Below are 24,455 nucleotides of genomic sequence, written 5' to 3'. Positions count from 1 at the left end.
GAATGAGTCCTCGCTATCTGATTGCGCGGTGCCGCGGATTGATTGCTTGGGTTGGTGCAATGAAGCTGGTTTTTGTTTGGGTGGAAAGCGGTATTTTTGCATAGATCAAGCTTGACCGCTGTGCAAAAACACCGCTTGGACCCAGCTAAACTGGATCTGGCTAAATTGGAATCGGCTAAACTCGATTCGGCTAAATTAGACCCAACTGAAAAGAGCGGTGCACATTATTAATTCATGCAGCTAATATCGGCTGGAGCAACGCAAATAAAAATGTGAAAATCCCGGGATAAGCGCCAAAAATCCTTTAATCAGATAAGAAATAGATGCAAAACTGGGTTGAAACAAAAGTTTCAACCCAGTGAGTTTGTGTCAATATGTTTCGATAGAACGCAGATACGCGGTAACTAAAAAGTTACTTTGCGAGTGCAGCCACCTGCTTCGCAAGCTTCGACTTGCGGTTAGCAGCCTGGTTCTTGTGAATTACGCCTTTCGAAACTGCCTTGTCGAGCTTGCGAGCTGCTGCGCGAAGTTCCTTTTCAGCAACTTCTGCGTCACCTGCTGCGATAGCTTCGCGTGTCTTACGAACGAGGGTCTTTAGCTCAGACTTGTAAGCCTTATTGCGGATCCGACGCTTCTCGTTGGTCTTGATACGCTTCTTTTGCGACTTGATGTTTGCCACTTTATAACTCTTTCATTTGCTTCTGCACCCTGGCTAGAGTGAAGAATGCGGAATACGGTCGGTGAGGGGTTGCTCAATCCGGACTGCCAGGCGTGGGGACACCCGTGGTTATGGTATTGAGCCGAATCAGTGCGCCCGACCAGGCGCGCTAATTCAAGGAACCATGATACCAGTGCAGTGAATCCGGAACCAAGCTTTAAAAGTGTTTTCCGACGGTGGAACTGCTCACGCTTCGCGCTGACTTTCCGTATTCGCGGCTCAGTTCTCGCAGGTTAATTTATGCTGTAACGATTTCGCAATCGGTTAACCATGAATCTGCTGCAATGCTTGCGCTAATTTGCGGTACCGTGCCGCATCTAATTTTCCACCTTGCCGGCGCACTTGCGAAGCGTGCACAATCCAAAGTAAATCAAGCCGCACTTCGGAAGCTCTCCCAGCTTTGTCCCATTCGCCGCTGCCAATATCAATCCACCAGCGCCCGTGTTCGTCTTTGTAGAGTTTCCCGCTGGCGTGGTCTTTTGAAGTCATTTGCAAAAAGAAAATATAATCTTTTTCCATTGCGACTACGAGCACCGGACGGTCTTTCCCGCGCCCATCTAGTTCTTCATAGGGAACCCAAGTCCACACAACTTCTCCTGGATCGGGAAGATTATCATTATCCGGAGTGTAAGTTAGCTGCGGCAGTCCGTACTTTGCAAGATCCCATTTTACCGGGTGTGCATTCGTATTTGGCATCTCCGGCGAGTAAAGATTTCTAACAGGTTTCTGCCTATTGCTATTGGGTGCACGGTTCGCATTTGCTGCAAAGCTGGGGTTGTGCGGTTTTTGCTCCGAACTGGTGCCCTGATTCCAGCGGTAATCTTTCTGATCCGCAATTCGCCGGCGGAGTTCTTTTTCCGCTTTTCGAAGTGCACTGCGGAAAATTGATTTTCCATAGCGCCGCGAGAAATTCATCAGGGTTTCTTTCAACCCCATATTTGCTCCTTAACCGCGTAATATTAACTGGATAATCGCAATCTGCGCTGTGCAGATTGCGATTACCGGGATGCTGGTTTTAATCTGTTTCCGAAATTCTGCGTGCGCCCGCTCCAGCCGTCGTATGAAGAAAATGCGGTTCGTTGAAACCGGCAGCAGCAAATGCTTTTTCGATAGCTGAAATAATTTTCGCAGTGTCTGCAGTACGTACAATTGCAATCGCTGAGCCGCCAAAACCGCCGCCCGTCATCCGTGCGCCGAGCGCACCAGTTTCGACAGCAGCAGCTACTGCCAAATCGAGTTCCGGGCAAGAAACCTTGTAATCGTCGCGCAATGAATTATGCGAGGCGATAAAAAGTTTTCCGACGGCAGCGAAATCCGCTGCCTGCAGGGCAGCGACAGTATCCTTCACCCGTTGAATTTCGTCAATCACGTGTTTTGCAAAAGGCTGTAATTCGGGGCTGAGACGCGCGACGTCAGCAGCGGCAGCGTCGCGAAGTACTTCAATCCCAAGTTCTGCGCAAGCTTTTTCACAAGCTGCGCGGCGTTTTGCATATTGCCCGTCGTTTAGGCTGTGCGGAGCACGGGTATCAATCACAAGTAATTCCAGCCCGTGTGAAGCGAGTTCAAACGGTACCTGCTGCGTTTCCCAGGTCTTGCAGTCAAGTAAGAGTGCATTTCCGGCACTGCACAGCAATGATGCAGATTGATCAAGTCCGCCCGTCGGCGCACCTGCAACTTCATTTTCCGCGCGCACACAGGCCGCAGCGAGTTCGGTGCGTTCAGCTTGGGTCTGCGGTTCCGCCAAGGCCATTCCGATTGCACATTCGATTGCTGCGGAAGAAGAAAGACCGGCACCAGCAGGAACACAGGTAACATCAGCAGCATCAAAACCCTGCTCTATTCCAAGAATATAAGCTGCACCGGCAGCATACTTTACCCAATTCGGAGTTTCCGGCAGGATCACATCGGAAATAGTGCCTTCCCAGGGTTTGTCTGGCTGATGTGCAGACACTAAACGGACCCGGCCGTCACTGCGGGCTGAATATGCGGCAAATGTGCAATGGTTGAGTGCAATTGGTAAGCAGATTCCGGCGCTGTAGTCAATATGCTCGCCGATCAAATTTACTCTGCCCGGAGCAGCCCAAATACTTTCAGGTTTTTTCCCGAAACTTGAATTGAAAAAATCGCTGACGCGCTTTGCACCGGATTCATCTGAAAGTGCCTCAATAACCGTTGTCACAATTGCTCCTTGCATCGTTGCTGTTTTGGAGAGTCTGTTGTTAGCGGTACCCGCTTGAATTAGACCTACGTAGGTATTGTATCCTGTGTTCGTGCAAACTCTGAAGTATTTTGCCGGGTTTAATATTTTTTGAGTTTAATTTTAACGTTCTGTGGATATTTCGATTTCCGAAAATCTCAATAAAATTAATTTTGTAAATGTGAGTCAGCCCGTTGATAGCCGGCTGCCGGCAGCCGGGAAACGGATTCGGATCAAGAATTGTGAAACTTGTTTTTAGGGTTAACTTTTATTGCAATTTTCGATATTTTCGATATTTTCGATATCGCCATTTTGTAACCGCGGGATTTTGAAAAATAATCTTTGCTGCGAGAAAAGTCACTTATATTTTTAATTAGGGAGCGGCTTTCACGCCAAAAGAACGGAATCAAATATTTTTTCCGGATTAAATCTCCCGTGAAATGCACTGTTTTTCGTTGAAATTACTGGCATTTTATTTGCAGAAACGTAAATTTATGTGAAAGTAAATCCAGCCGGATTAACAGTATTCTATTTCCGCATTTCGGTTCAGTGCCCATAATGCGAGACTATTTCTGGAATCATTTAGATAATTTCACAGAAAGTTGTAAGGTTTGAGAACTGGTTGTTTTTCATCGCCGCTATTTTCGAATACGGCAGATGCTGCGGATATCTGGTTATACAAACACATCGCAGTATCCGTTCGCAAACTCGATGTAAGGCAGTCAGCTTTCAAAAGTCCATTTCCATAAATACGAGCAGAAGAAAAGGAGAGGAAGATGGGTTTGAAGAAAATTATCGCCGCGACGGCTGCAATCCTGTTGGCAGCTGCGCTTGGCGCATGTAATTCTACGGACGGCAAGAGCGCTGGAAAAGGTGCACAATCACATGCTGAAAAATCCGCAGGCGACACTTTTACCGTTGGTTTCGACGCAAGCTTCCCTCCATTTGGATACAAAGATGAGAAGACCGGAGAATATACCGGATTCGATATTGAGCTTGCTGCTGAAGTAGCGAAACGAAACGACTGGAAATTTGTTCCGCAGCCAATCGACTGGGATACAAAGGATGCTGAACTGAACGCGGGCACAATTGATGCTATCTGGAACGGTTTTACGATGAACGGCCGTGAGGATAAGTACGCTTTCTCCGATCCGTATGTAGATAATTCAATCGTTTTTGTAACCAAAAAGATACTGATATTAAAGACCAAAAAGCACTTGCCGGAAAAGTAGTGCTGGTACAGGCAGATTCTTCAGGTCTTACTGCACTGGAAGATCCGGCAAATGCTGAACTGGCAGCGAGCTTCGCACAGCTGCAGCAAGTACCTGATTATAACAATGCGTTCATGACGCTTGAATCCGGGGCTGCGGATGCAATCGCCGTCGATCTTGGGGTAGCGAAATTCCAAATTGAGCAGCGCGGCGCAGATAAGTTCGAAATCATGGATCCGCCGTTCCAAACTGAAAAATACGGAATCGGTTTTAAACTTGGGAATGAACAGCTCCGCGATCAGGTGCAAAACACGCTGAACGAGATGAAGAAAGACGGAACTTTCTTGAAGATTGCCGAGAAATATCAGCTTGAAAACGCCGTAATTCTGAAGTAAGGCTGCGCTGAAAATAAAATCGGATTTCACCTTGCTCCTGCCGGAATCGTTTCCCGGCGGGAGCAAGGTTTCTTGGAGTAAGTTTTCTCTTTCTCACACTTATCGTAATTGTGAGCGGCTTCGCGGCAATTGCAAGGTAACGTGTGACTATTGGCGATAATATTGAGAATTGAAGGATTTCATGGACATAGCTAGTCTGCTTGAGCTTAGCTCCGGCATGTTGAAATCGATTGTGATTTTTGCATTAACCTTGGTGCTGTCGCTTCCGCTTGGACTCGTAGTTTACGGCGGACGTGCGGCAAAGTTCGCTCCGTTAAGATTGCTGGTGCAGTTCTATATTTCGGTAATGCGCGGTACTCCGCTAATCTTGCAGCTGATGGTGGTTTATTTCGGTCCGTACTATATTTTTGGACTGCAGATTTCTGCTGATTATCGTTTCTACGCCGTCGTTATTGCTTTCGCAATTAACTATGCCGCCTATTTTGCCGAAATCTACCGCGGCGGTTTCCAAGCAATCCCAGTCGGGCAGAAAGAAGCAGCTTTTGTACTCGGGTATTCACGCCCGCGCACATTCTTTACTATCGAGCTTCCGCAAATGTTCCGTACAGTGCTGCCATCGATTACGAACGAAGTTATTACGTTGGTAAAAGATACATCTCTGGCATTCGGTATTGCGTACATGGAAATGTTTACGATTGCGAAGCAAATGGCTTCGGCACAGGCTTCGATGATGCCGTTCATTGCTGCCGGTATTTTCTATTATATTTTCAACATGATCGTAGCGCTTGTAATGGATCATTTTGAGAAGCGTGTGAGCGCATACAAAATTTAGACACAAATAACGACGGATATCTTGACGGTTCAAAAGCAGTAATCGTCGTGAAAATCAGATCGAATTTGAGAGAGTTTTACGCATAGTAGATTGGTGAGCAGTGCGATGAACAAAACAAAGACGCTCGAACTTGTGGGAATTGAAAAATCTTTTGGCGCAAATCATGTTCTAAAAGGAGTGAATCTGGAAGTACATGAGGGTGAAGTACTCGCTGTGCTTGGACCTTCAGGTTCCGGGAAATCTACACTCTTGCGCTGCGCAACTTTTCTTGAACAGATGGATACCGGGGTGATTCGTTACAACGGTGAAACTGCATTGGAAATGAAAAACGGCGTGAAAATTTCTGCCGGGGATGCACGGCAGTTTCGGAAAGACTTCGGGCTGGTTTTTCAAAACTTTAACCTCTTTCCGCACTGGACGGTAATGCGGAATCTTTGTGACGCACCAATTAAGGTGCAGGGCCGGCCGGCTGCGGAAGTGCGGGCGCAAGCACAGATGCTTCTTGAACGGATGAATCTTGGCGATAAAGGCAATGCGCACCCCGCAGAACTTTCCGGCGGGCAGCAGCAGCGGGTAGCGATTGCCCGAGCTCTTGCGCTAAAACCGAAAATGCTTTACTTTGACGAGCCAACTTCAGCGCTTGATCCTGAACTGACAGGTGAAATTTTAAGCATTATCCGTTCACTTGCATCCGAAAAAATGACGATGGTAATCGTAACGCATGAGATGGAGTTTGCAGCGCAGGTCGCTGACCGTGCCGTTTTTATGGACGGCGGAATGGTGCTTGAAGAAGGAGCAGCTCAGGAACTGATTTATCATCCGGAACAAGATCGGACACGCCAATTTTTACATAAGCTTCGCGATAAGCGCTAAACACTTTACTGCGATCCAAATACCGGCTCCGTCAGCAATTTCTCAGATTTTGGTGCCGGAGTTTTGTGCTGCTGCTGGTAGCCTTGAGATAGATAATGTCAAAATGGCAGCCGTCGTTAGTTTTTAACCGCAAGCGGATAAAACAACGCCGCCTTGAAGAACCATCGGTTTGCGATAGTGCAGTTTTCGAGAATATAGCTGCACTGCGTGATTGGAAACTGAGCAAATAGAAATAAGGAGCAACGTGCCCGCTACCACCGCGCAAGAGCTGAAAACAATTCAACCGGCTCACACGCCAGCTGCAAAGATTCGCAACTTTTGTATTATCGCCCATATCGATCATGGCAAGTCCACGCTGGCGGATCGGATGCTGCAATCTACCGGAGTGATTGCTGAGCGCGATATGCGCGCACAATATCTTGACCGGATGGATATTGAACGCGAGCGCGGAATCACGATTAAATCCCAGGCTGTGCGGATGCCATGGACGGTAAACGGCGAACCGTTCGTGCTGAATATGATTGATACTCCGGGGCACGTCGATTTTTCCTATGAAGTTTCCCGTTCGCTTGCCGCCTGCGAGGGCGCAATTTTGCTGGTAGATGCAGCACAGGGGATTGAAGCGCAGACGCTTGCAAATCTTTATCTGGCGCTGGAAAATGATCTCGCAATTATCCCGGTGCTGAACAAAATCGATTTGCCGGCTGCGAACCCGGAGAAATACGCGCAAGAACTTGCAGATTTGATTGGATGTGATCCAGAAGAAGTCCTGCGGGTATCCGGAAAAACTGGTGAAGGCGTAGAAGCACTGCTTGACCGAATCGTTGCAGAAGTTCCGGCTCCCGTCGGGGATGCGAATGCACAAACGCGGGCAATGATTTTCGATTCAGTATACGATACGTATCGCGGTGTGGTGACATATGTGCGCGTGGTTGACGGCAAGCTTACCCCGCGGCAGCGCGTGCAGATGATGTCCACCAAACAGGCTCATGAACTGCTCGAAATCGGTGTAATTTCGCCGGAGCCGATTCCGGCTAACGGGATTAGCGTCGGGGAAGTGGGCTATCTGATTACGGGGGTAAAAGATGTGCGCCAGTCGCGTGTGGGGGATACGGTTACGGATTTTCGTGAACCTGCTTCTGACCCGCTTTCCGGATACAAGGATCCAAAACCGATGGTATTCTCCGGGCTTTATCCAATCGACGGATCCGATTATCCGGCATTGCGCGACGCACTCGATAAACTAAAACTTAATGATGCTGCACTCACTTACGAGCCGGAAACTTCTGTCGCTCTCGGATTCGGATTCCGCTGCGGATTTCTCGGGCTGCTGCATCTGGAAATTGTAACCGAGCGCCTTGCGCGCGAATTTGATCTCGATTTGATTGCGACGGCGCCGTCGGTGAACTATGAAGTGATTACCGAATCGAATGAGCTGGTGAAAGTGGATAATCCGAGCGATTTTCCCGAAGGGAAAGTGAAAGAAATCCGCGAGCCGGTAGTTGATGCTACTGTGCTTACGCCAACGGAATTTGTCGGTACGGTGATGGAACTGTGCCAGAGCCGGCGCGGCACAATGCAGGGAATGGATTATCTTTCGCAAGACCGCGTCGAACTGCGGTATGTGCTGCCGTTGGCGGAAATTGTAACGGACTTCTTTGACCAGCTCAAATCCCGGACTAAGGGTTACGCTTCGCTGGATTATAAAGAAAACGGACAGCAGCCCGCAGATTTAGTAAAAGTAAATATTTTGCTAAACCATGAGACCGTGGATGCTTTCTCAGCGATTGTGCACCGAGATTTCGCCTACAGTTACGGGCTGGAAATGACAGAGAAACTAAAGGCATTGATTCCGCGGCAAAACTTTGAGATTCCAGTGCAGGCTGCCGTCGGTACGCGCGTGATTGCACGCCAAACTATTAAAGCGCTGCGCAAAGACGTGCTTGCCAAATGTTATGGCGGCGATGTTTCCCGAAAACGGAAACTGCTTGAGAAACAAAAAGAAGGCAAGAAACGGATGAAAGCAATTGGGCGTGTGGAAGTACCGCAAGAAGCTTTTGTGGCGGCACTCAGCTCCGAAATGCCAGAGGGCAAGAAAAAGTGAGTGCTGTGAGTGAAGCGGAATTTCATAATGCAAGCGGCGGCAATACGCGAATTGGCGCCGCGAATCCGAATCCGGCTGCTGCTGCGGGTAAAGCAGCAGCTGCGCTGCAGGAAGCATGCGGTAATGTGCGCAATCCGCAGCAGAACCCGCACTATGGGCGGATTACTTCATTTTCATTGCGCGGTTCGCGGCTTGGCGATAAATACGCGCAGCTGATGGCGCAGCGCGGAGCTGAGTTTACGCTTGATTTTCCGCGCGGTTTTGCTGTATCGACAATTTCTCCAGATGCCGTAATTGATTTGGATCAGGTTTTTGGCCGTGCAGCTCCGCTTGTGGTGGAGATTGGGCCAGGCTCTGGAGAGCAGTTAGTACATGGCGCACTTACGCATCCTGATTGGAATTTTTGGCTTTTGAGGCTTGGGCTCCGGGCGTGGCAAGATGTGTGCATAATGCCGTCGGCGCGGATGTGAAAAATGTGCGGATTGCTGAGCTGGATGCAGCGCAGGCGCTGCCGATTGTGTTCGGATCAGAACTTGCTCCGCAGATGCGGGTGAATCCGGGCGATAGCGTTGGTGCGGGCAGCGCTGAATCATGTGATAACGATTTATCTTCACGGCAGCGACGGCAGCAATATGCTGCTGAAGTCTGGACTTTTTTCCTGATCCGTGGCGAAAGAAAAAACATCGCAAACGCCGAATCGTCTCGCCTGGCTTCACCCAGACTGTGGCAAGCGTGTTAAAACCGGGCGGCGTGTGGAGAATGGCTACGGATTGGGCAAACTATGCATGGCAGATGCGTGATGTGATTGCACAGTCGCCATGGTTTGATTTGCGTTATGCTGGTGAAAATATTGATCCGGCAGATGAAGGACTGTATGCAGGCGGTTTTGCTCCGCGTTTTTCCGGGCGGGTATATACGCGGTTTGAAGAACGCGGGATTGAAGCTGGCAGAATTACCCGCGATATTGTTGCGGTGCGGAACTCGCTCCCAGTTTTCGCTGCAAAAGTTCCGCAAGATCCGTGGGCGGATGCGGCTGCACGCGGGATTGAAGTGCTTGCAGACCGCGGGGAGAGCGTGAACCCAGCTCGCGCAGCGGCTTCTTAAAAGCACAGCGTGCGAAAAGGAAGTTAGATTTGCAAAACTTTGAATCGGATTCGAGCGCCTGATGGCAAGTCTTCCTGCAGGTGCTCCGCTTCCGGTAAACGGAGAAATTCCAAACCCGAATGCGGGCGCCGGATTTTCGGCATATATACATGTCCCTTTTTGCCAGATTCGCTGCGGGTACTGTGACTTCAATACTTATACCAATCCGAATTTTGGAGCAGGGGCAGGACGGGCAGATTATGCTGATTCCGTTGTAAAAGAAATCGAATTTTCAAAGGAAGTTCTTCAGCGCGGCGGAACACCAGGTCTGCTGCAATCTGTGTTTTTCGGCGGCGGCACGCCCACGCTGTTAGCTGCACAAAGTTTAACGCAGATTCTTCACGCACTGCGTAATGTTTTCGGATTTGCACCAAACGCTGAAATTACGACGGAAGCTAATCCGGAGACGATTACTTATCCGAAGCTGCGCGCGTTAAAAGAAGCTGGATTTAACCGGATTTCTTTTGGCATGCAGTCTGCCGTCGAAAACGTATTGCATACCCTTGATCGGGCACACACTCCAGGGCAAGCTGCGCGCGCAGCACAGTGGGCACAAGAGCTTGAACTGAATTTTTCGCTTGATTTAATTTACGGTACGCCCGGTGAAAGTGATACTGACTGGGAAGAATCTTTGCATACGGCAATTGCGCTTGCACCAAACCATATTTCGGCGTATGCGCTCACAATCGAACCGGGTACGAAAATGGGCAGGCAGCTTGCGCACGGAAAAATTCCGGCGCCTGATGAAGAAGCACTTGCCCGCCGTTATGAAAAAGCAAATGACTTTCTGGAAGCTGCTGGATACCGCTGGTATGAAGTCTCAAATTGGGCAAAACCGGGTTTTGAATGTAAACACAACCTGTATTATTGGAAAAATGCAAACTGGTGGGGATACGGGCCGGGGGCGCATTCACATTTCAACGGAACCCGCTTTTGGAATGTGAAGCATCCGGTTGCGTACGCCGCGCGGCTTGCAGGAAATCCGATGCAAACCCCAGCGCAAGGGCATGAAAATTTGTGCGAAACAGAGCAGTTGGAAGAAGCAATTATGCTTGGGATTCGGCTTCGTGACGGGATTAAAGTGCCTGCTGGTGTGCGCCGTGAGACTATTTCTGGTTTTATTGCTGACGGGCTGATTGATCCGCAAGCTGTTTTGCGTGAAGATCGGCTGGTACTTACGGTGCGCGGAAGATTGCTGGCTGATTCGGTTATCCGCGGGATTTGGATGGATTTATAGCGGAATAAAATTGTGCATGTTCGTGCGGGATTTTGCAGAAAAGAGCAAAATTTTCGGTAAGGGCTGGGAAAAGCTGGAGGGAAAATAAATGAACATTGGTGATTACTATATTGCGCTTGTGATCGGGGTGCTGCTCGGCGGAGCGCTGCTTTATGGTTTGTCTGCACTATTTTCCAGGAATAATAACGGATATTGGGATTCACGGGCGCAGCTGCTGGGCAAACTGAAAGCACAGAAATACGCGTATCGGGAATATGACGATAGTGCTGTGCAATTTTTGCTGCAGAATCCTGCCGGTACCGAGCTATTTTTCATTCCTGCCGGTTTTGAAGCTTCCAGCGATACTGCTAACGCCAATGGCGGCGGCAGCGGTGCTGTTTCGGATTATGGATTGGCGGCGCAGGATTTAATCTCCAGCACCCGCGGTTTGCACTGGCGTTCGTGCGGAGTGCAAAGCGTATCCGGCAGGGATTTGTATTTTACTTTTGATGTTCCGCAGCGTGCCGACGGGAAGCTTTTTTCCAGCCCGGAGATTCTTTTTACTGTGCGAAGTGCGGAAAACTCTCCAGCGGCTGCAGCAGCGGTATCTGATACTGACAGTGCGGAAGTGTGGGATCGGATCAATATTTCCGGCGGAGCAGGCACTGCGGCAAATACTGCAAAGGCAGTGCAATATCAGGATTTTCCGGCAGTTAATGGGGGACCTGAGTGGAATGTGACTGCGCCGCTTGCTGCAATTTCGGCATCCTATCAAGAATCAGATTTTCGCCAGTGGATTGCGAAAATGCGCGGATTTAAAGCTGTACATATCACAGGTGCGCACATTACTTTAATTGCGGCAAATCCGGGATTTGATTCGCAGCTGCTGGAAATTTATCGGCAACTTGAATCGGCTGGCAGCGCCGTCGAAAATTTTCTTCCAGAAACGTATTGGAAATAATTATCTGCGGATCCGATAATTGGCGCAGCTAATGCCGCGGCGCGGCCTGCAGTGTTTGATGCTATTAACTCGGTATCCGTTCGGCGGAGGCCGTTTTGCTGTGAATTAGAAATTAGATGCTGTCGGTACGCTTTAATACTTCAGTCAAGCGGTTTGCGGCTGCAATTACTGCTGCGGCGTGCAGACGGCCTGGCTGGCGTCCCATTCTTTCAATCGGGCCGGAAATGGATACTGCTGCAATTACATGCCCGGAAGGTCCGCGTACGGGAGCGGAAATAGAAGCTACTCCTGCTTCGCGTTCCCCTACAGATTGCGACCATCCGCGCCGGCGGACAGCAGAGAGAACTGTTGCGGTGAATTTTGCTCCATGCAGTCCGCGGTGTAAACGTTCGGGTTCTTCCCATGCAAGAAGTACTTGCGCTGCAGATCCGGCAAGCATTGACAAGGTGGCGCCGACAGGAATTGAATCGCGCAGCCCCATTGTGCGTTCTGCGGCGGCAACGCAAATTCTTTGATCTCCTTGACGGCGGTATAACTGTGCAGACTCTCCAGTGTGATCACGCAAAGCAATCAGTACCGGGTTGGCTGCTGCCAGCAGGCGGTCTTCTCCGGCTGCCGACGCAAGTTCTGTGAGCCGCGGGCCGAGAATGAAATGTCCTTGCATGTCCCGTGTCACAAGGCGGTGGTATTCGAGTGCAACCGCTAGGCGATGAGCTGTTGGGCGTGCCAAATTTGTTGCTGTTACCAATTGTGCGAGCGTAAGCGGACCTGCTTCAAGCGCACTAAGTACATGTGCGGCTTTATCTAATACGCCAACGCCGCTTCCTTGTTCTGAACCGTCCATGAAACAATACTGGCATATCACTTAGTGAGACACAAATGTGGAGAAAAATATTTTACGACAGCATTTTTATAGCGGTTGTTTCGCTGCGGTAATTATGAGACCTAATTGCTTGCACCGCTGGGACTTCCATTGGCTTCAACGTTTGCCTGCTGCAGAATTTGCGGGCAGAGCGTAAAAGAAGAACATACCGGAACAGGAATCTGAAAGCACGGGACGTGAAGCAGAATACAAAACTACTGGCACGAAAACATAATTGCAGAAATTTAATTTAGTCAAAGGTGAAATGAGGAGCTCATGGCAAGAACATTAGCGGAAAAAGTTTGGGCGGATCATATTGTGAAGCAGGGTGAGAATGGCGCTCCGGATTTGCTTTTCATTGATTTGCATCTGTGTCATGAGGTTACGAGCCCGCAGGCTTTCGAAGGGCTGCGTCTGGCTGGCCGGAAAGTGCGCCGCCCAGATTTAACTATCGCAACAGAAGATCACAATACACCAACAGTTAATATTGATCTTCCGATTGCTGATATTACATCGCGGATGCAGATTGAGACTTTGCGGAAGAACGCTGCTGAATTCGGGATTCGTTTGCATTCTCTCGGTGATTTGGAACAGGGGATTGTGCATGTGGTTGGTCCGCAGCTTGGATTAACTCAACCCGGAATGACAATAGTTTGTGGTGATTCTCATACTTCCACACATGGTGCTTTCGGTGCGCTCGCATTCGGGATTGGCACCTCGGAAGTTGAGCATGTGCTTGCTACCCAGACGCTTCCGCTGAAACCTTTTAAAACAATGGCAGTGAATATTGATGGCACTCTCAAATCGGGCACTGTTTCCAAAGACATTATTTTGGCAATTATTGCACAGATCGGTACGAATGGCGCACAAGGATACGTGCTCGAGTACCGTGGAGAAGCCATCCGCAAGCTTTCAATGGAAGCTCGAATGACGATTTGCAATATGTCAATCGAGGCAGGGGCCCGCGCCGGCATGATTGCCCCGGACGAGGTTACATTCGAATACTTGAAAGCACGTCCGCACGCTCCGAAAGGTGAAGATTGGGATGCTGCCGTCGAATACTGGAATAGCTTACAAACAGATGAAGATGCTGTGTTTGATAAGGAAATCTATCTCAATGCAGATTTGCTTGAACCGTTTGTCACTTGGGGCACAAATCCGGGGCAGGGTGTGCCGATTTCCGGATGCGTACCGGATCCGGCAGATATTGCCGATGAAACACAGCGGGCTTCCGCGCTGCGGGCACTTGAATATATGGATTTGCAGCCGAATATGCAGATTCGAGATATTGCTGTCGACACAGTTTTTATCGGTTCTTGTACAAATGGCCGTATTGAGGATCTTCGGGCAGCAGCGAATATCGTGAAAGGCAAGCGCAAAGCAGACGGGGTGCGGGTAATGGTAGTGCCTGGATCTGCTCGGGTCCGTTTGCAAGCTCAGGCTGAAGGTTTAGACAAAATTTTCACTGCTTTTGGTGCCGAATGGCGAAATGCCGGCTGCTCGATGTGCTTGGGAATGAATCCAGACCAATTGGCTCCCGGCGAGCGTTGTGTTTCGACATCAAATCGCAACTTTGAAGGGCGGCAGGGGGCTGGAGGGCGGACGCATCTCGTATCTCCGCTTGTAGCTGCAGCGACGGCTGTGCGCGGCAATATCAGCTCGTTAACAGATTTAAGCTGACATTCAATTCGGAATAACGTTTTGCAGCGCTGATGTGCTGTTTTCGCGTGGAAATAGTATTAAAAATTATGTGTAAGAAAGTAGTTTTATGGAAAAGTTCATTTCACATACGGGAATTGGTGTTCCGCTTCGCCGGTCAAACATTGATACGGATCAAATCATTCCGGCTGTTTATCTAAAACGGGTAGCGCGTACTGGTTTTGCGGATGCATTATTTGCCGCATGGCGTTCAAACCAGGATTTTGTATTGAATCGGGAGGAATACCGACGGGGGTCAGTATTAGTTGCCGGATCTGATTTCGGTACTGGTTCATCGCGTGAACATGCTGTCTGGGCGCTGATGGACTATGGTTTCAAAGTTGTACTTGCACCGCGATTTGCTGATATTTTCCGCGGAAATGCAGGAAAATCCGGTCTGGTGGCAGGTGTGGTTGCTGAATCTGATATTGTGCAGCTTTGGAAAATTCTCGAGACGCAGCCGGGGATTGAAGTTACCGTCGATTTAGAAAATCAAAGTGTGCAGGCAGGCGGATTTACGTGCAGTTTTGAGATAGATAGTTATATTAAGTGGCGTTTACTGGAAGGGCTGGACGATATTAGTCTTACGCTGCGTGACGAAACGGCAATTAAGCAATACGAAGCGCAGCGGCCGGCATTTAAGCCGGCGACTCTGCCGGCAAAGTAATTTCCATCGGAAAAAGATTGTATCTGCCGGCAAATTAGCTGCCTGAATATTGGCGCTGCAGCAGAAAAAGCAGAAAATGGGAAATAGCGCAGAAAAATCATTGCCGAAAATTTTGCGGGAAAAGTTCTTTCTGCTTCAGGGCAGTATTTAGTGTATCGTGCGTTAGACTGTCTAGGTAAATTAGTATTGGTGTCCGACGAGGAGAGAGTTGATGAGTGGAACAAAGTTGCGGGTAATGGGCGGTAAGCCGCTTGAAGGCACTATTTCTGTGCGCGGCGCGAAGAACTTTGTTTCCAAGGCGATGGTCGCTGCTTTATTAACGGAAGAGACTTCAGTTTTACGGAATGTGCCGTTGATTCGTGATGTTGATGTGGTTTCGCAGCTGCTGCGGGCTCACGGTGCCGAAGTTGAATACGACCAGGCTGCCGGAGAGATTACGATTACTCCTGGTGAGCTGCATCTTCCTGATCCGATTGAGGTTGAACGGCTTGCCGGATCTTCACGGATTCCAATTCTTTTCTGCGGTCCGCTGCTCCACGCTCTCGGAGAAGCGTTTATTCCGGATCTTGGCGGATGCCATATTGGGGATCGTCCGGTAGATTTTCATCTTGCGGTGCTTGAAGATTTTGGTGCGCAGCGCACTCCCACAGATTTCGGTCTGCATCTTTCAGCGCCGAGAGGTCTTACTGCACGCAAGGTATTTTTGCCGTATCCATCCGTCGGCGCTACTGAGCAGACGCTGCTTGCTGCGGTGCGCGCACGGGGTGTAACTGAGTTAAACGGTGCGGCAATCGAACCGGAGATTATGGATTTAATTGCTGTGCTGCAGAAAATGGGAGCGCTGATTACTGTTGATACTGATCGGACAATCTATATCGAAGGTGTAAAGAAACTGCACGGATTTCGGCACCGCGCATTGGGTGACCGAATCGAGGCCGGCTCGTGGGCATGTGCGGCGCTTGCCACCAAAGGCGATATTACGATTATTGGTGCGCAGCAAGAACCGATGATGAATTTTTTGAATATCTTCCGCAAAATTGGCGGCAAGTTTGATGTTTTCGACGACGGGATTCGCTTCTGGCATCCCGGCGGAAGCTTACGGTCTATTCCGCTTGAGACTGACGTGCACCCGGGATTTATGACTGATTGGCAGCAGCCGATGGTTGTGGCATTAACTCAGGCTGAAGGGGTGTCGATTGTACATGAGACGGTGTATGAAAATCGTTTTGGATTTGTGGAAGCGTTAAATAAAATGGGTGCGCACATCCAAGTTTATAGTGAATGTCTTGGTTCGAAGCGCTGCCGATTCGGCCGTGAAAATTATTTCCACTCGGCAGTGATTCAGGGTTCGACCAGTTTGCATGGGACCCAGATTGAGGTTCCGGATTTGCGCGGCGGTTTTTCGCATTTAATTGCGGCGCTCACTGCAGAAGGTGAGTCTATTGTGGCTGGGATTGATATTATCAACCGCGGATATGAGCATTTTATGCAGAAATTAAAAGCTTTGGGTGCAGAGGCGGAAAAGATTATTTAAGTGCAGCAGAGATTAGCGCAGCAGATTATTCTCGCAGATTAATACCGAAACAGGTTGGGTTTTGCTGTTCGCATTTGGTTGCGGAGGATTGCCTGGTAAGAATATCTGCCTTGCGGTTTTTATGTCTGCGGTCTTTATTCACAGTCCGGGGTTCAGTGTCGTTTCCGAAAATAAGTATAGAATTTCAGATATGGATAATGAGAAAAACAGTAAAGTGCGCGTGGCGTTAATTTACGGCGGGCGTTCTGGAGAGCATTCGATTTCCTGTGCTACAGCTGGCGCTGTAATGTCTGTGCTGAATCCGGAAAAGTTTGAAGTGCTTTCAATTGCAATCCGCAAAGACGGTACGTGGGTGCCTGGTGAGACTGACCCGGAAAAGTTGAAACTAAACGGTGCGACTACAGTGGTTGCGGAAAATCCGGATCGGATTGTGCTTGCTGCCGGCGACGGAAGTCAAGATGTACTGCGGGTGCATGACGCACTTGGAGTTAATGGGGAACCGCAGGTTGAACTGTTGGGAAAGATTGACGTGGCATTCCCGCTTTTACATGGTCCGTTTGGAGAAGATGGAACGGTTCAAGGCTTGCTTGAAATGGCGAATATTCCTTATGTTGGCTGCGGTGTGTTTGCTTCTGCAGCGGGAATGGATAAAGATTTCATGAAACTTGTGCTGCGCAGCCGGGGGATTGAAGTTAGCCCGTGGGTTGCGATTACGAAGAAGAACTGGGAGCGCGGCCGGGAAGAAGTACTGCGGCAAGTTTCGAATCTGGAATTTCCGGTATACGTAAAACCTGCGCGTGCGGGTTCGTCGCTTGGTATTACCCGGGTTGATTCTATTTCCGGGGTAGCTGCAGCAGTGGAAAAAGCGCAGCAGCATGATCCGAAAGTTCTGGTTGAGCAGGGGTTGCTGGCCGTGAAATTGAGTGTGCGGTGCTTGGCGGCCGTGGTCTCGGGCATTCGCGTGCAGCTATTCCGGGTGAAGTTACCTTTGAGAAAGCCAGTGATGGGTTTTATGATTTCCAACATAAGTATTTAGCGACGGAAACTTTGGTGATGAATATTCCGCCGCAAAATCTTTCCGCAAATGATCTTGCACGTGTGCAGCAGCTTGCAGTGAAAGCATTTGATGCTTTTGAATGTGAAGGTCTCACACGGGTTGATATGTTTTTGTGCGCCGACGGAACTTTACTTGTAAACGAGATTAATACAATGCCCGGATTCACGCCGTTTTCGATGTATCCTGTAATGTGGGAAAAATCTGGGATGCAGTATCGTGAGCTGATTGAGGAGCTAATCGGGCTTGCTTTCGAACGTGGAACCGGTTTGCATTAAATAATTAAATATCGGCAGGTATATGCGGGCGGATTTCCGCTTTTTCGGAGCGCAGCAAATACGCTAGTATTCGGTAGTTGTTGTGTTATTTGCAGTGAAATGGATTGAGAAATTGATTGACCGGCGGAAATTGGGATTTGCTTCTTACAGGTTAAATATTTCTGCAAAGTTGAATATCACACGCGGAAAATAGTTGACGATTAAACAAAAACTGATAAAGTCATTATCGGGAAATATGGGTACGCAAATTTTGATTCCCATATTGGACAGACCGACTAATTCTCGAAAAGGATTGAATATGAAGATTGTTTATATCGTTGGCTCGCTTTCCAAAGACTCACTGAATCGTCGGCTTGCAGAAACTCTGGTCGCTAATGCACCTGCAGATGTTGAGATGGTGGAAGCAAAGATTTCAGAACTTCCATTGTACAACCGGGATTTTGATAATGATTTCCCGCAGGCTGCACGTGAATTTAAAGAAACCGTAGCTTCGGCAGACGGTGTAATTTTAATTACTCCAGAGCATAACCGGGCATATTCTGCAGCACTGCATAACGCTATTGAATGGACTTCGCGTCCATACGGCGACTGGGCTCTTGCAGGTAAGCCGGTAGCTACCATCGGTACTTCACCATCCGGTATTGGTACTGCAGCAGCGCAGCAATCATTGCGTGCTTCATTACTTTTCTTCGGAACTAAAGTCATGGGGCAGCCGGAAGGATATATCAATGCACTCACCACCGGCATCGCTGAGGGCGAAGTTCATGCCGATACCCAAGAGTTCCTCAAGGGCTGGGTTGAAGCTTTTGTAAACTTCGTGCAGGCAGAGCAAAACTGAATATTCACTGAGTTGTAACTGTGAAGCTGAATTATCGAAACTTGTGAGATTTTCTGATGAGATTTTCGCGTGAAATTCTTGCGGACGTAATTGGAGATTAATTTTCTGGTATCGGCATTTGCCGATATGCGGAAGCTGTCCCAATTTTCAGTTCAAATCACAGCAGCGTAATCGGTTCAGGGAGCGGAACGAATCTCAGATTCATCCCGCTCCCTGAACTTTAATTTATTCAAGCTGATACAAGCTATTTATTCATATTTTGAAACTCGCGAATTTTTAACAGCGGAAATTTTAACGGAGCTTCATATTTTGTTTGTGTGAGCAGCGGGGGCGTGCCGTGGGGTGGGTGGTTTCGTTTTTGCAGAAAGCTTTTTGGTTTGGTCTTTTGGTTGGGTTTAATTGGTGTTTTCCGCAGCGGTCAGGCTTGATTTACGCAAAACACCGTTTCCGCCCAAACAAACACCAGCTTTATTGCAGTAACATAACTAAAATTTGAAGAGCCATTTTAATGTGTTAATTCGTCGGTATTTGCTGCAAATTCAAGTTTCGTCGGCTGCGGCAGCTTACGAATTTTGTTGAGAATAAAATAAGACCCAATCAGAATAATCAGGTATGGAACACCGGCATAAAACGCAATCGGCAGCAAATTACATGCGTACAGTGCAATGAAAATTGCGATGGAAGCCATAATTACGAGCCAGTTTGTTACCGGTGCACCCCATAAGCGAACGCGAAGCTTCGGAAGTTTTCGCACATTCCAATCTTTACGGAACTTTAGATGCGTCACCATAACCAGCACCCACGTGAGAAGAATCCCAACTGTAGCACAGCCGTAGAGAATCATAAATGCGTGATCTGGGCTCCAGATTGAAAGGGCAGAAGCAACAAAGAAACACGCGGTAGCGAGCAGAACAGCTCCGCGCGGAGAGCCGGAATCTGAAGTATGGGATGCGAAATTCGGCGCCATTTTATCGAGTGCCAGCGAATGAATCATCCGCGATCCAGAGTAGAGACAGCCGTTTGCGGCAGAAAGTGCAGCGATAATCAAAATCGCATTCATAATATGCCCTGCGCCGGCGATTCCGACTTCATCAAGTACAAGCACGAATGGGGAAGCGTCCGCATTACCTGAGTTCGCCACGGTAGTAGTCCACGGCTGGAGCGCTGCAATCACGAGAATTGCAAATACATAGAAAATCAGCAAACGCCAAATCATCGTACCGGCTGCGCGGGGAATATCGCGCTGCGGATGTTCGCTTTCAGCTGCGGATACGGAAACATTTTCAATTCCTCCGAATGAAAATACTGCCATGCAGGCGGCAAGCAAAATTCCGGAAATACCATATGGTGCGAACCCGCTGAGACCGTCCGAGGTAGTCACATTGCTGAGATAATTCAGTCCAATCGGGTTCGAGTCAGCGGGCCAGCCAAAAAGAATCACCGAGAGCCCAAGCAAAATGAAAACTATGATTGCCGTAACTTTAATCATTGAGAACCAATATTCTGCCGTTCCGTATAGCCGCACAGTTGCAAGGTTTAAGGAAATAATAAATACCGAGCAAAGTACCGTACCTAAACCGAGATTCAGATCAGGGAACCAATGCTGAAAGTACGTAGCTGTGGCAGTTACTTCGGCGCCGACGGCAGTGAGCATCGTAATTGCAAAGTTCCAACGGGTCACGTAACCGCCAAGCTTTCCAAGATGGAAAGCTGCAATCGCACCATGACCGCCAGGTACTGGATGTGCACAGACAAGTTCAGCAAGCGCGCAGACAACAGCCAATGCAAGCGAACCAGCAAGCATATAGGAAATTACGGTAGCTGGACCGGCAAAGCTAATTGTGGATCCAGCGCCAAGGAATAAGCCGGTTCCGAGTGCGCCTGAGAGTGCAATCATTGAAATCTGGGCACTCGTAAGACGCCGTTCAAGATGGGTGCGTGGTTCCTTTGCGGTACATTGCTGTTTAAATGTAGCTGCCATATGTGTCTCCGTAAAATACAATTCCGCCAGTGAGTGTAAACCGGCAGTGTATAGTTCTTTTATTTTTCCGGCTGTGAAACATGCAGATATGCGGATTTCACAGCCGCTTTGCTGACGTGGAAATAATCTTAATCGAAATTCTTTTTGCAGTGCAGAAGTCCATTTTATGAAGCACTGCAGATTCCATGCTGTTTGAGCAGACGGAAAAATTGCGGTTAGCGCAGAAAAGTTATTGACTTTGGATTAGTGGCAGATTTTCAGGTTGAATAATCGTGTTATTTGTTGCTGAATGGCTCTTCATATTTTGTTTCTGCGGCAAGTATGCCGGCATGCGTAAGTGGCGGCGGGATTTCTGCGGGCTGATGTAAGTGGTGGCAAAGTGTTTATGAGTTCACGTAACTGGTGGCAAAGTTTGCGCGAGGATACGTAACTGCTGGCGGAATCGGGTTTGACGGCTTTTCGTATTTTTGTTCGGATTAGTGGGATAAAAAGCTGGTGGATATTTGGGTGGAAAGCGGTGTTTTTGCATAGATCAAGCTTGACCGCTGTGCAAAAACACCGCTTGGAACCGGCAAAACTAGACCCAAAATAAAAGAACTTTTCGCATTTTTCGGACTGCAGGACTACACCCGTCGGCGCTGAGAGGGGCACGAACTGACGTAACTGGTGGCAAAGTTCGCGCGAGGATACGCAACTGCTGGCGGAATCGGGTTTGACGGCTTTTCGCATTTTTGGGGTTAATAGACAAAATGTGGGGCTAATGACCGGATTTTTCGTTGGTGTGCCGGGGGGAAAAAAGTTGGTGTTATTCAGGCCGAGATGATTAATATGCTTGCTTCATTAGTGCGAATAAAAAAGTCCTGCATAAGAGAAAAACAACTCTTACGCAGGACATTCGCGATTTATGCGGCTGCCAGTTACAGCTCAATTAGATAAGCGCAAGCCAGCAGATCGGCACGCAATCAGATATTTCGCGTTACCTTGCCGGCCTTGAGGCAGGAAGTGCAGACGTTCAAGCGCTTTGGTGCACCTTTAACGAGCGCGCGCACACGCTGAATATTTGGGTTCCAGCGGCGGGAAGTACGCACATGGGAGTGCGAAACACTCTTGCCGAAGCTCGGGCCCTTGCCGCAGACGTCACATACAGAGGCCACGGTTATCTCCTTCGTTTTCGTTAAAACGAGACCGCACTAGGCGCATCTCGAGATTGCAACTTAAGCAGTTTATCGAAAAACTACCGCCGAAGCCAGTCTTTAGTTGTGCCGGGCTTAGTGGTATTGGGCACTATTATTGCTGAAAAAATGAAAAATTTCGATTCTGCCCGGGAATACGCATGAAATAATTTAGCAATGAAATATTTTAGCAATGAAATATTTTAGCAATGAAGTAGCCTGCAGATATCGTAAATAACCTAATGCACCGCGCAGATATGAGATAAACAGAAGATAAGCATAAATAGTACCAACAAGTTAGTAAATCCAACTAGGCTAGGAATATGACCGAAAAAATTGTGCCGGCACTCAGCGGAGAACAGCGCTCAATCGTCGATAATCCATTAGAAAAACACGTTTCGAAACGCTCAGCGAATGCGCTTGCGAAACTGGGCTTGCATACCGTGAACGATCTGCTGGAACATGTGCCCTTTCGGCTTGCCAAACGCGGAGAACTAATGCCAATCGAACGGGTCAGTATCGGTCAAGCCGTGACAGTAGTTGCACGAGTAACAGATACAAATATTCGGCAAATGCATCTGCGGAACGGATACATTCTGCATGTATTAATCACCGACGGCACCCACGATTTGTCTCTAACCTTTTTCGCGAGAAATATGCGTCCGCTGCAGTTTCATGTACAAAAGCTGAAAGTCGGCACAGTTGCGACCTTTTCCGGAACAATTAGCGAATACCGCGGGCAGCTCCAACTCTCCCATCCGGATTATGAAGTCCTGCAAGCCGAATCGGAAATTAACACCGCAGCGATTACTGCACCGGTGCCGATTTACCATGCGAGCGCAAAGCTGCCATCCTGGCAGCTTGCCCGTGCGGTGCAAGCAGTGCTTCCGCTGGTAAACGAGCACACTTTCCCCGAAATTTTACCTGCCGAATATTTGGAGGCGCACGGGCTGCCGGCGCGCGCGCCGGCTTTGCGCTCGCTCCATCTGCCGCAAACTGAAACAGAATGGGTGCAGGCACGGAAGCGAATGGCGCATGAGGAAGCTTTCGTGCTGCAGACTCTTCTCGCAACCCGCGCAGTGCAGGCTGCCAGTTTTAGTGCTCCCGCGGCGCCGAAACAGGAAAATAAGGCGCTGCAGATTTTCGATGCGCGGCTGCCGTTTGCGCTCACTGCGGGGCAGAAAACCGTCGGAGCTGAAATTGATTCAGATCTTGCCAAGGCGACTCCAATGCGCCGGCTGCTTCAAGGCGATGTCGGCACCGGAAAAACAATCGTTGCGCTGCGGGCAATGCTGCAGGTAATTGATAACGGCAGGCAGGCGGTGCTGCTTGCGCCGACAGAAGTACTTGCTGAACAGCATTATGCTTCAATTACTGCGCTCCTTGGCGATCTTGCGTTCGGCGGTACTATTGGCGCCCCGTCGGAGGCTATTACTGTTGAACTGCTTACCGGATCGGTGACGCCTTCACAGAAGAAACAGGCATATTTCCGGATGGCTTCTGGGCAGGCGCAGCTGATTATTGGGACGCATGCACTTTTGGAAGATCGGGTGCAGCTGCCGTTTCTTGGTCTTGTCGTGATTGATGAGCAGCATCGGTTTGGGGTAGATCAGCGGAATAAGCTGGCGCAGGGGGTACATCTGCTTGTGATGACGGCGACGCCGATCCCGCGGACGATTGCAATGACGGTTTTTGGTGATTTGGAAGTTTCCACGCTGAAAGAGCTTCCAAAGGGGCGGAAACCAATTTCGACAATGTTGGTTCCGGCATGGAATGAGGCATGGATGCGGCGAGTTTGGCAGCGTGCCAGTGAAGAGATTGCAAAAGGCGGGAGAGTCTATGCTGTTTGCCCGCGGATTTCTGAAGATTCAGCGGAAAATGTCGGATCTGATGAAGCAGATAATATTGCAGATTTTGCAAATTCGGTGCAGCGAGGGAAATTACCCAGGCGATTCCGTTTGCGCAATTTGGTACGGATCCTGACCGCGAGCTGGTTTCCGTCGAAAAATTACGCAAAGAGCTGTTGGCGAACAGTGATTTGCAGAATGCGAAAATCTCGGTGCTTCATGGGAAAATGCCGGCTGCTGAGAAGTCGCAGGCACTAGTTGATTTTCAAAGCGGGAAAACAAACTTATTAATTGCCACGACGGTGATTGAGGTTGGTGTAGATGTGCCGGAAGCGGCGATGATGGTGATTTTAGATGCGGACCGGTTTGGGATCTCACAGCTGCATCAGCTGCGCGGAAGAATTGGACGAGGTGCGCGCGAGTCGCTTTGTCTTGCAGTCCACCATGCTCCGGAGGGGACTGCTGCATTTGAGCGGCTCAGCGCATTTGCTGCCACTAACGACGGTTTTGCTCTCGCGGAAGCGGATGTCCGCCTGCGCAATGCCGGAAATGTGTTGGGAAAAGAACAATCCGGAGTTCAAAGTGCACTGCGATTTCTCGATGTTGTTCGTGATGTTGAAATAATTGCGGCAGCGAAAGAAAGTGCGTTTGTTTTAGTGATGCAAGATCCGGTTCTCGCGGAACATCCGGCATTAGCCCAGGCAGCTGCGAAGCGGGCTGCGCAAAATGAAACTGAATATCTGGAACGGGATTAAGCAGGTGCTGTTTGCTTGCTGTTTTCTCTCTCTGGTTCATTTCTGTGCAAAATTATCTATGGTCAAAATTATCTATGTTTAAAATTATCTATGGTAAATATTTAAAATACGGCAGTTGC

20 protein-coding genes and 2 pseudogenes are annotated in these 24,455 nt (G+C 49.0%); 16 read left to right on the top strand and 6 right to left on the bottom strand.

The window, feature by feature from the left end; genetic code table 11:
- Positions 1-412: 412 nt before the first annotated feature.
- The 3 genes from rpsT to galK all read right to left on the bottom strand — a co-directional run bounded on the left by rpsT (position 413) and on the right by galK (position 2,897).
- A complete protein-coding gene (rpsT, locus tag RQN30_RS01935) occupies positions 413-679 on the bottom strand; it encodes a 30S ribosomal protein S20 (protein ID WP_353061031.1) in 267 nt (88 codons plus the stop codon).
- A gap of 303 nt (positions 680-982) precedes the next feature.
- Positions 983-1,654 (bottom strand): type II toxin-antitoxin system PemK/MazF family toxin, encoded by a 672-nt coding sequence (locus tag RQN30_RS01930; RefSeq protein ID WP_353061030.1) that lies wholly within the window; start codon positions 1,652-1,654, stop codon positions 983-985.
- 79 nt (positions 1,655-1,733) lie between these two features.
- On the bottom strand, positions 1,734-2,897 hold the full coding sequence (gene galK / locus RQN30_RS01925) for a galactokinase (protein WP_353061029.1): 1,164 nt from the start codon (positions 2,895-2,897) through the stop codon (positions 1,734-1,736).
- Positions 2,898-3,691: 794 nt separating this feature from the next.
- On the opposite strand from galK, the gene RQN30_RS12445 reads away from it, so the two are divergent.
- The 9 genes and pseudogenes from RQN30_RS12445 (at position 3,692) to RQN30_RS01880 (ending at position 11,650) form a co-directional block, all read left to right on the top strand.
- Positions 3,692-4,147 (top strand): transporter substrate-binding domain-containing protein, encoded by a 456-nt coding sequence (locus RQN30_RS12445; RefSeq protein WP_491608683.1) that lies wholly within the window; start codon positions 3,692-3,694, stop codon positions 4,145-4,147.
- Positions 4,147-4,521, top strand: coding sequence for a type 2 periplasmic-binding domain-containing protein (locus RQN30_RS12440; RefSeq protein ID WP_491608682.1), 375 nt, complete (start codon positions 4,147-4,149; stop codon positions 4,519-4,521). Before RQN30_RS12445 ends, RQN30_RS12440 begins: the two co-directional genes overlap by 1 nt.
- 181 nt (positions 4,522-4,702) lie before the next feature.
- The gene (locus tag RQN30_RS01915; protein ID WP_353061028.1) at positions 4,703-5,353 is read left to right on the top strand and encodes an amino acid ABC transporter permease; all 651 of its coding nucleotides are present in this window, start codon (positions 4,703-4,705) and stop codon (positions 5,351-5,353) included.
- A gap of 105 nt (positions 5,354-5,458) precedes the next feature.
- Positions 5,459-6,226 carry an amino acid ABC transporter ATP-binding protein gene (locus tag RQN30_RS01910; protein ID WP_353061740.1) on the top strand — a complete coding sequence of 256 codons (768 nt, stop codon included), beginning with the start codon at positions 5,459-5,461 and terminating at the stop codon, positions 6,224-6,226.
- A gap of 244 nt (positions 6,227-6,470) precedes the next feature.
- On the top strand, positions 6,471-8,330 hold the full coding sequence (gene lepA / locus RQN30_RS01905) for a translation elongation factor 4 (protein ID WP_353061027.1): 1,860 nt from the start codon (positions 6,471-6,473) through the stop codon (positions 8,328-8,330).
- A gap of 5 nt (positions 8,331-8,335) precedes the next feature.
- The gene (locus tag RQN30_RS01900) at positions 8,336-8,800 is read left to right on the top strand and encodes a class I SAM-dependent methyltransferase (RefSeq protein ID WP_353061026.1); all 465 of its coding nucleotides are present in this window, start codon (positions 8,336-8,338) and stop codon (positions 8,798-8,800) included.
- Positions 8,801-8,970: 170 nt separating this feature from the next.
- Positions 8,971-9,308 (top strand): annotated as a pseudogene (locus RQN30_RS01890) (class I SAM-dependent methyltransferase); the annotation flags it as partial.
- A gap of 187 nt (positions 9,309-9,495) precedes the next feature.
- Positions 9,496-10,710 carry a radical SAM family heme chaperone HemW gene (gene hemW, locus RQN30_RS01885; RefSeq protein ID WP_353061024.1) on the top strand — a complete coding sequence of 405 codons (1,215 nt, stop codon included), beginning with the start codon at positions 9,496-9,498 and terminating at the stop codon, positions 10,708-10,710.
- 88 nt (positions 10,711-10,798) lie between these two features.
- Entirely contained in the window at positions 10,799-11,650 is an 852-nt protein-coding gene (locus tag RQN30_RS01880; protein WP_353061023.1) for a hypothetical protein, read from the top strand.
- Positions 11,651-11,762: 112 nt separating this feature from the next.
- Here the strand turns inward: RQN30_RS01880 and RQN30_RS01875 are convergent, their stop codons facing one another.
- On the bottom strand, positions 11,763-12,494 hold the full coding sequence (locus RQN30_RS01875) for an IclR family transcriptional regulator (RefSeq protein WP_353061022.1): 732 nt from the start codon (positions 12,492-12,494) through the stop codon (positions 11,763-11,765).
- A 294-nt stretch (positions 12,495-12,788) separates the two neighbouring features.
- Between RQN30_RS01875 and leuC the strand changes: the two genes are divergently transcribed.
- From leuC to RQN30_RS01850, 5 genes and pseudogenes are all read left to right on the top strand, one after another.
- Entirely contained in the window at positions 12,789-14,192 is a 1,404-nt protein-coding gene (gene leuC, locus RQN30_RS01870; RefSeq protein ID WP_353061021.1) for a 3-isopropylmalate dehydratase large subunit, read from the top strand.
- Between the two features lie 88 nt (positions 14,193-14,280).
- Positions 14,281-14,877 (top strand): 3-isopropylmalate dehydratase small subunit, encoded by a 597-nt coding sequence (gene leuD, locus RQN30_RS01865; protein ID WP_353061020.1) that lies wholly within the window; start codon positions 14,281-14,283, stop codon positions 14,875-14,877.
- Between the two features lie 211 nt (positions 14,878-15,088).
- Entirely contained in the window at positions 15,089-16,411 is a 1,323-nt protein-coding gene (gene murA / locus RQN30_RS01860) for a UDP-N-acetylglucosamine 1-carboxyvinyltransferase (protein ID WP_353061019.1), read from the top strand.
- 121 nt (positions 16,412-16,532) lie between these two features.
- A pseudogene (locus tag RQN30_RS01855) lies at positions 16,533-17,743 on the top strand (D-alanine--D-alanine ligase family protein).
- A 298-nt stretch (positions 17,744-18,041) separates the two neighbouring features.
- Positions 18,042-18,581: an NADPH-dependent FMN reductase gene (locus RQN30_RS01850; protein ID WP_353061018.1), complete on the top strand. Its 540-nt coding sequence runs from the start codon at positions 18,042-18,044 to the stop codon at positions 18,579-18,581.
- 505 nt (positions 18,582-19,086) lie between these two features.
- Here RQN30_RS01850 and RQN30_RS01845 read toward each other — a convergent pair.
- Positions 19,087-20,562, bottom strand: a complete 1,476-nt coding sequence (locus RQN30_RS01845; RefSeq protein ID WP_353061017.1) for an amino acid permease — start codon at positions 20,560-20,562, stop codon at positions 19,087-19,089.
- 962 nt (positions 20,563-21,524) lie between these two features.
- A complete protein-coding gene (gene rpmB, locus RQN30_RS01840) occupies positions 21,525-21,716 on the bottom strand; it encodes a 50S ribosomal protein L28 (RefSeq protein WP_309957359.1) in 192 nt (63 codons plus the stop codon).
- Between the two features lie 341 nt (positions 21,717-22,057).
- Here rpmB and RQN30_RS01835 point away from each other — a divergent pair, with 341 nt between their 5' ends.
- The gene (locus tag RQN30_RS01835; protein ID WP_353061016.1) at positions 22,058-23,839 is read left to right on the top strand and encodes an ATP-dependent DNA helicase RecG; all 1,782 of its coding nucleotides are present in this window, start codon (positions 22,058-22,060) and stop codon (positions 23,837-23,839) included.
- Complete coding sequence (locus RQN30_RS01830) at positions 23,758-24,336, top strand: helicase-related protein (RefSeq protein WP_491608681.1); 579 nt, start codon at positions 23,758-23,760, stop codon at positions 24,334-24,336. The genes RQN30_RS01835 and RQN30_RS01830 overlap by 82 nt, the downstream gene beginning before the upstream one ends.
- Positions 24,337-24,455: the final 119 nt, after the last annotated feature.

This window comes from Arcanobacterium hippocoleae (genome assembly GCF_040360365.1).
Classification (GTDB): Bacteria; Actinomycetota; Actinomycetes; order Actinomycetales; family Actinomycetaceae; genus Arcanobacterium_A; species Arcanobacterium_A hippocoleae_A.
The sequence above is the reverse complement of the archived record's forward strand: the minus strand, read 5'-3'. Positions and strand labels throughout refer to the sequence as shown.

What these genes read in the sequence shown, in the direction of transcription:
- RQN30_RS01930 (WP_353061030.1), bottom strand. Translation starts at nt 1,654, where the DNA reads ATGGGGTTGAAAGAAACCCTGATGAATTTCTCGCGGCGCTATGGAAAA.
- RQN30_RS12445 (WP_491608683.1), top strand. Translation starts at nt 3,692, where the DNA reads ATGGGTTTGAAGAAAATTATCGCCGCGACGGCTGCAATCCTGTTGGCA.
- RQN30_RS01915 (WP_353061028.1), top strand. Translation starts at nt 4,703, where the DNA reads ATGGACATAGCTAGTCTGCTTGAGCTTAGCTCCGGCATGTTGAAATCG.
- RQN30_RS01910 (WP_353061740.1), top strand. Translation starts at nt 5,459, where the DNA reads ATGAACAAAACAAAGACGCTCGAACTTGTGGGAATTGAAAAATCTTTT.
- hemW (WP_353061024.1), top strand. Translation starts at nt 9,496, where the DNA reads ATGGCAAGTCTTCCTGCAGGTGCTCCGCTTCCGGTAAACGGAGAAATT.
- RQN30_RS01880 (WP_353061023.1), top strand. Translation starts at nt 10,799, where the DNA reads ATGAACATTGGTGATTACTATATTGCGCTTGTGATCGGGGTGCTGCTC.
- RQN30_RS01875 (WP_353061022.1), bottom strand. Translation starts at nt 12,494, where the DNA reads ATGGACGGTTCAGAACAAGGAAGCGGCGTTGGCGTATTAGATAAAGCC.
- leuC (WP_353061021.1), top strand. Translation starts at nt 12,789, where the DNA reads ATGGCAAGAACATTAGCGGAAAAAGTTTGGGCGGATCATATTGTGAAG.
- leuD (WP_353061020.1), top strand. Translation starts at nt 14,281, where the DNA reads ATGGAAAAGTTCATTTCACATACGGGAATTGGTGTTCCGCTTCGCCGG.
- murA (WP_353061019.1), top strand. Translation starts at nt 15,089, where the DNA reads ATGAGTGGAACAAAGTTGCGGGTAATGGGCGGTAAGCCGCTTGAAGGC.
- RQN30_RS01850 (WP_353061018.1), top strand. Translation starts at nt 18,042, where the DNA reads ATGAAGATTGTTTATATCGTTGGCTCGCTTTCCAAAGACTCACTGAAT.
- RQN30_RS01845 (WP_353061017.1), bottom strand. Translation starts at nt 20,562, where the DNA reads ATGGCAGCTACATTTAAACAGCAATGTACCGCAAAGGAACCACGCACC.
- RQN30_RS01835 (WP_353061016.1), top strand. Translation starts at nt 22,058, where the DNA reads ATGACCGAAAAAATTGTGCCGGCACTCAGCGGAGAACAGCGCTCAATC.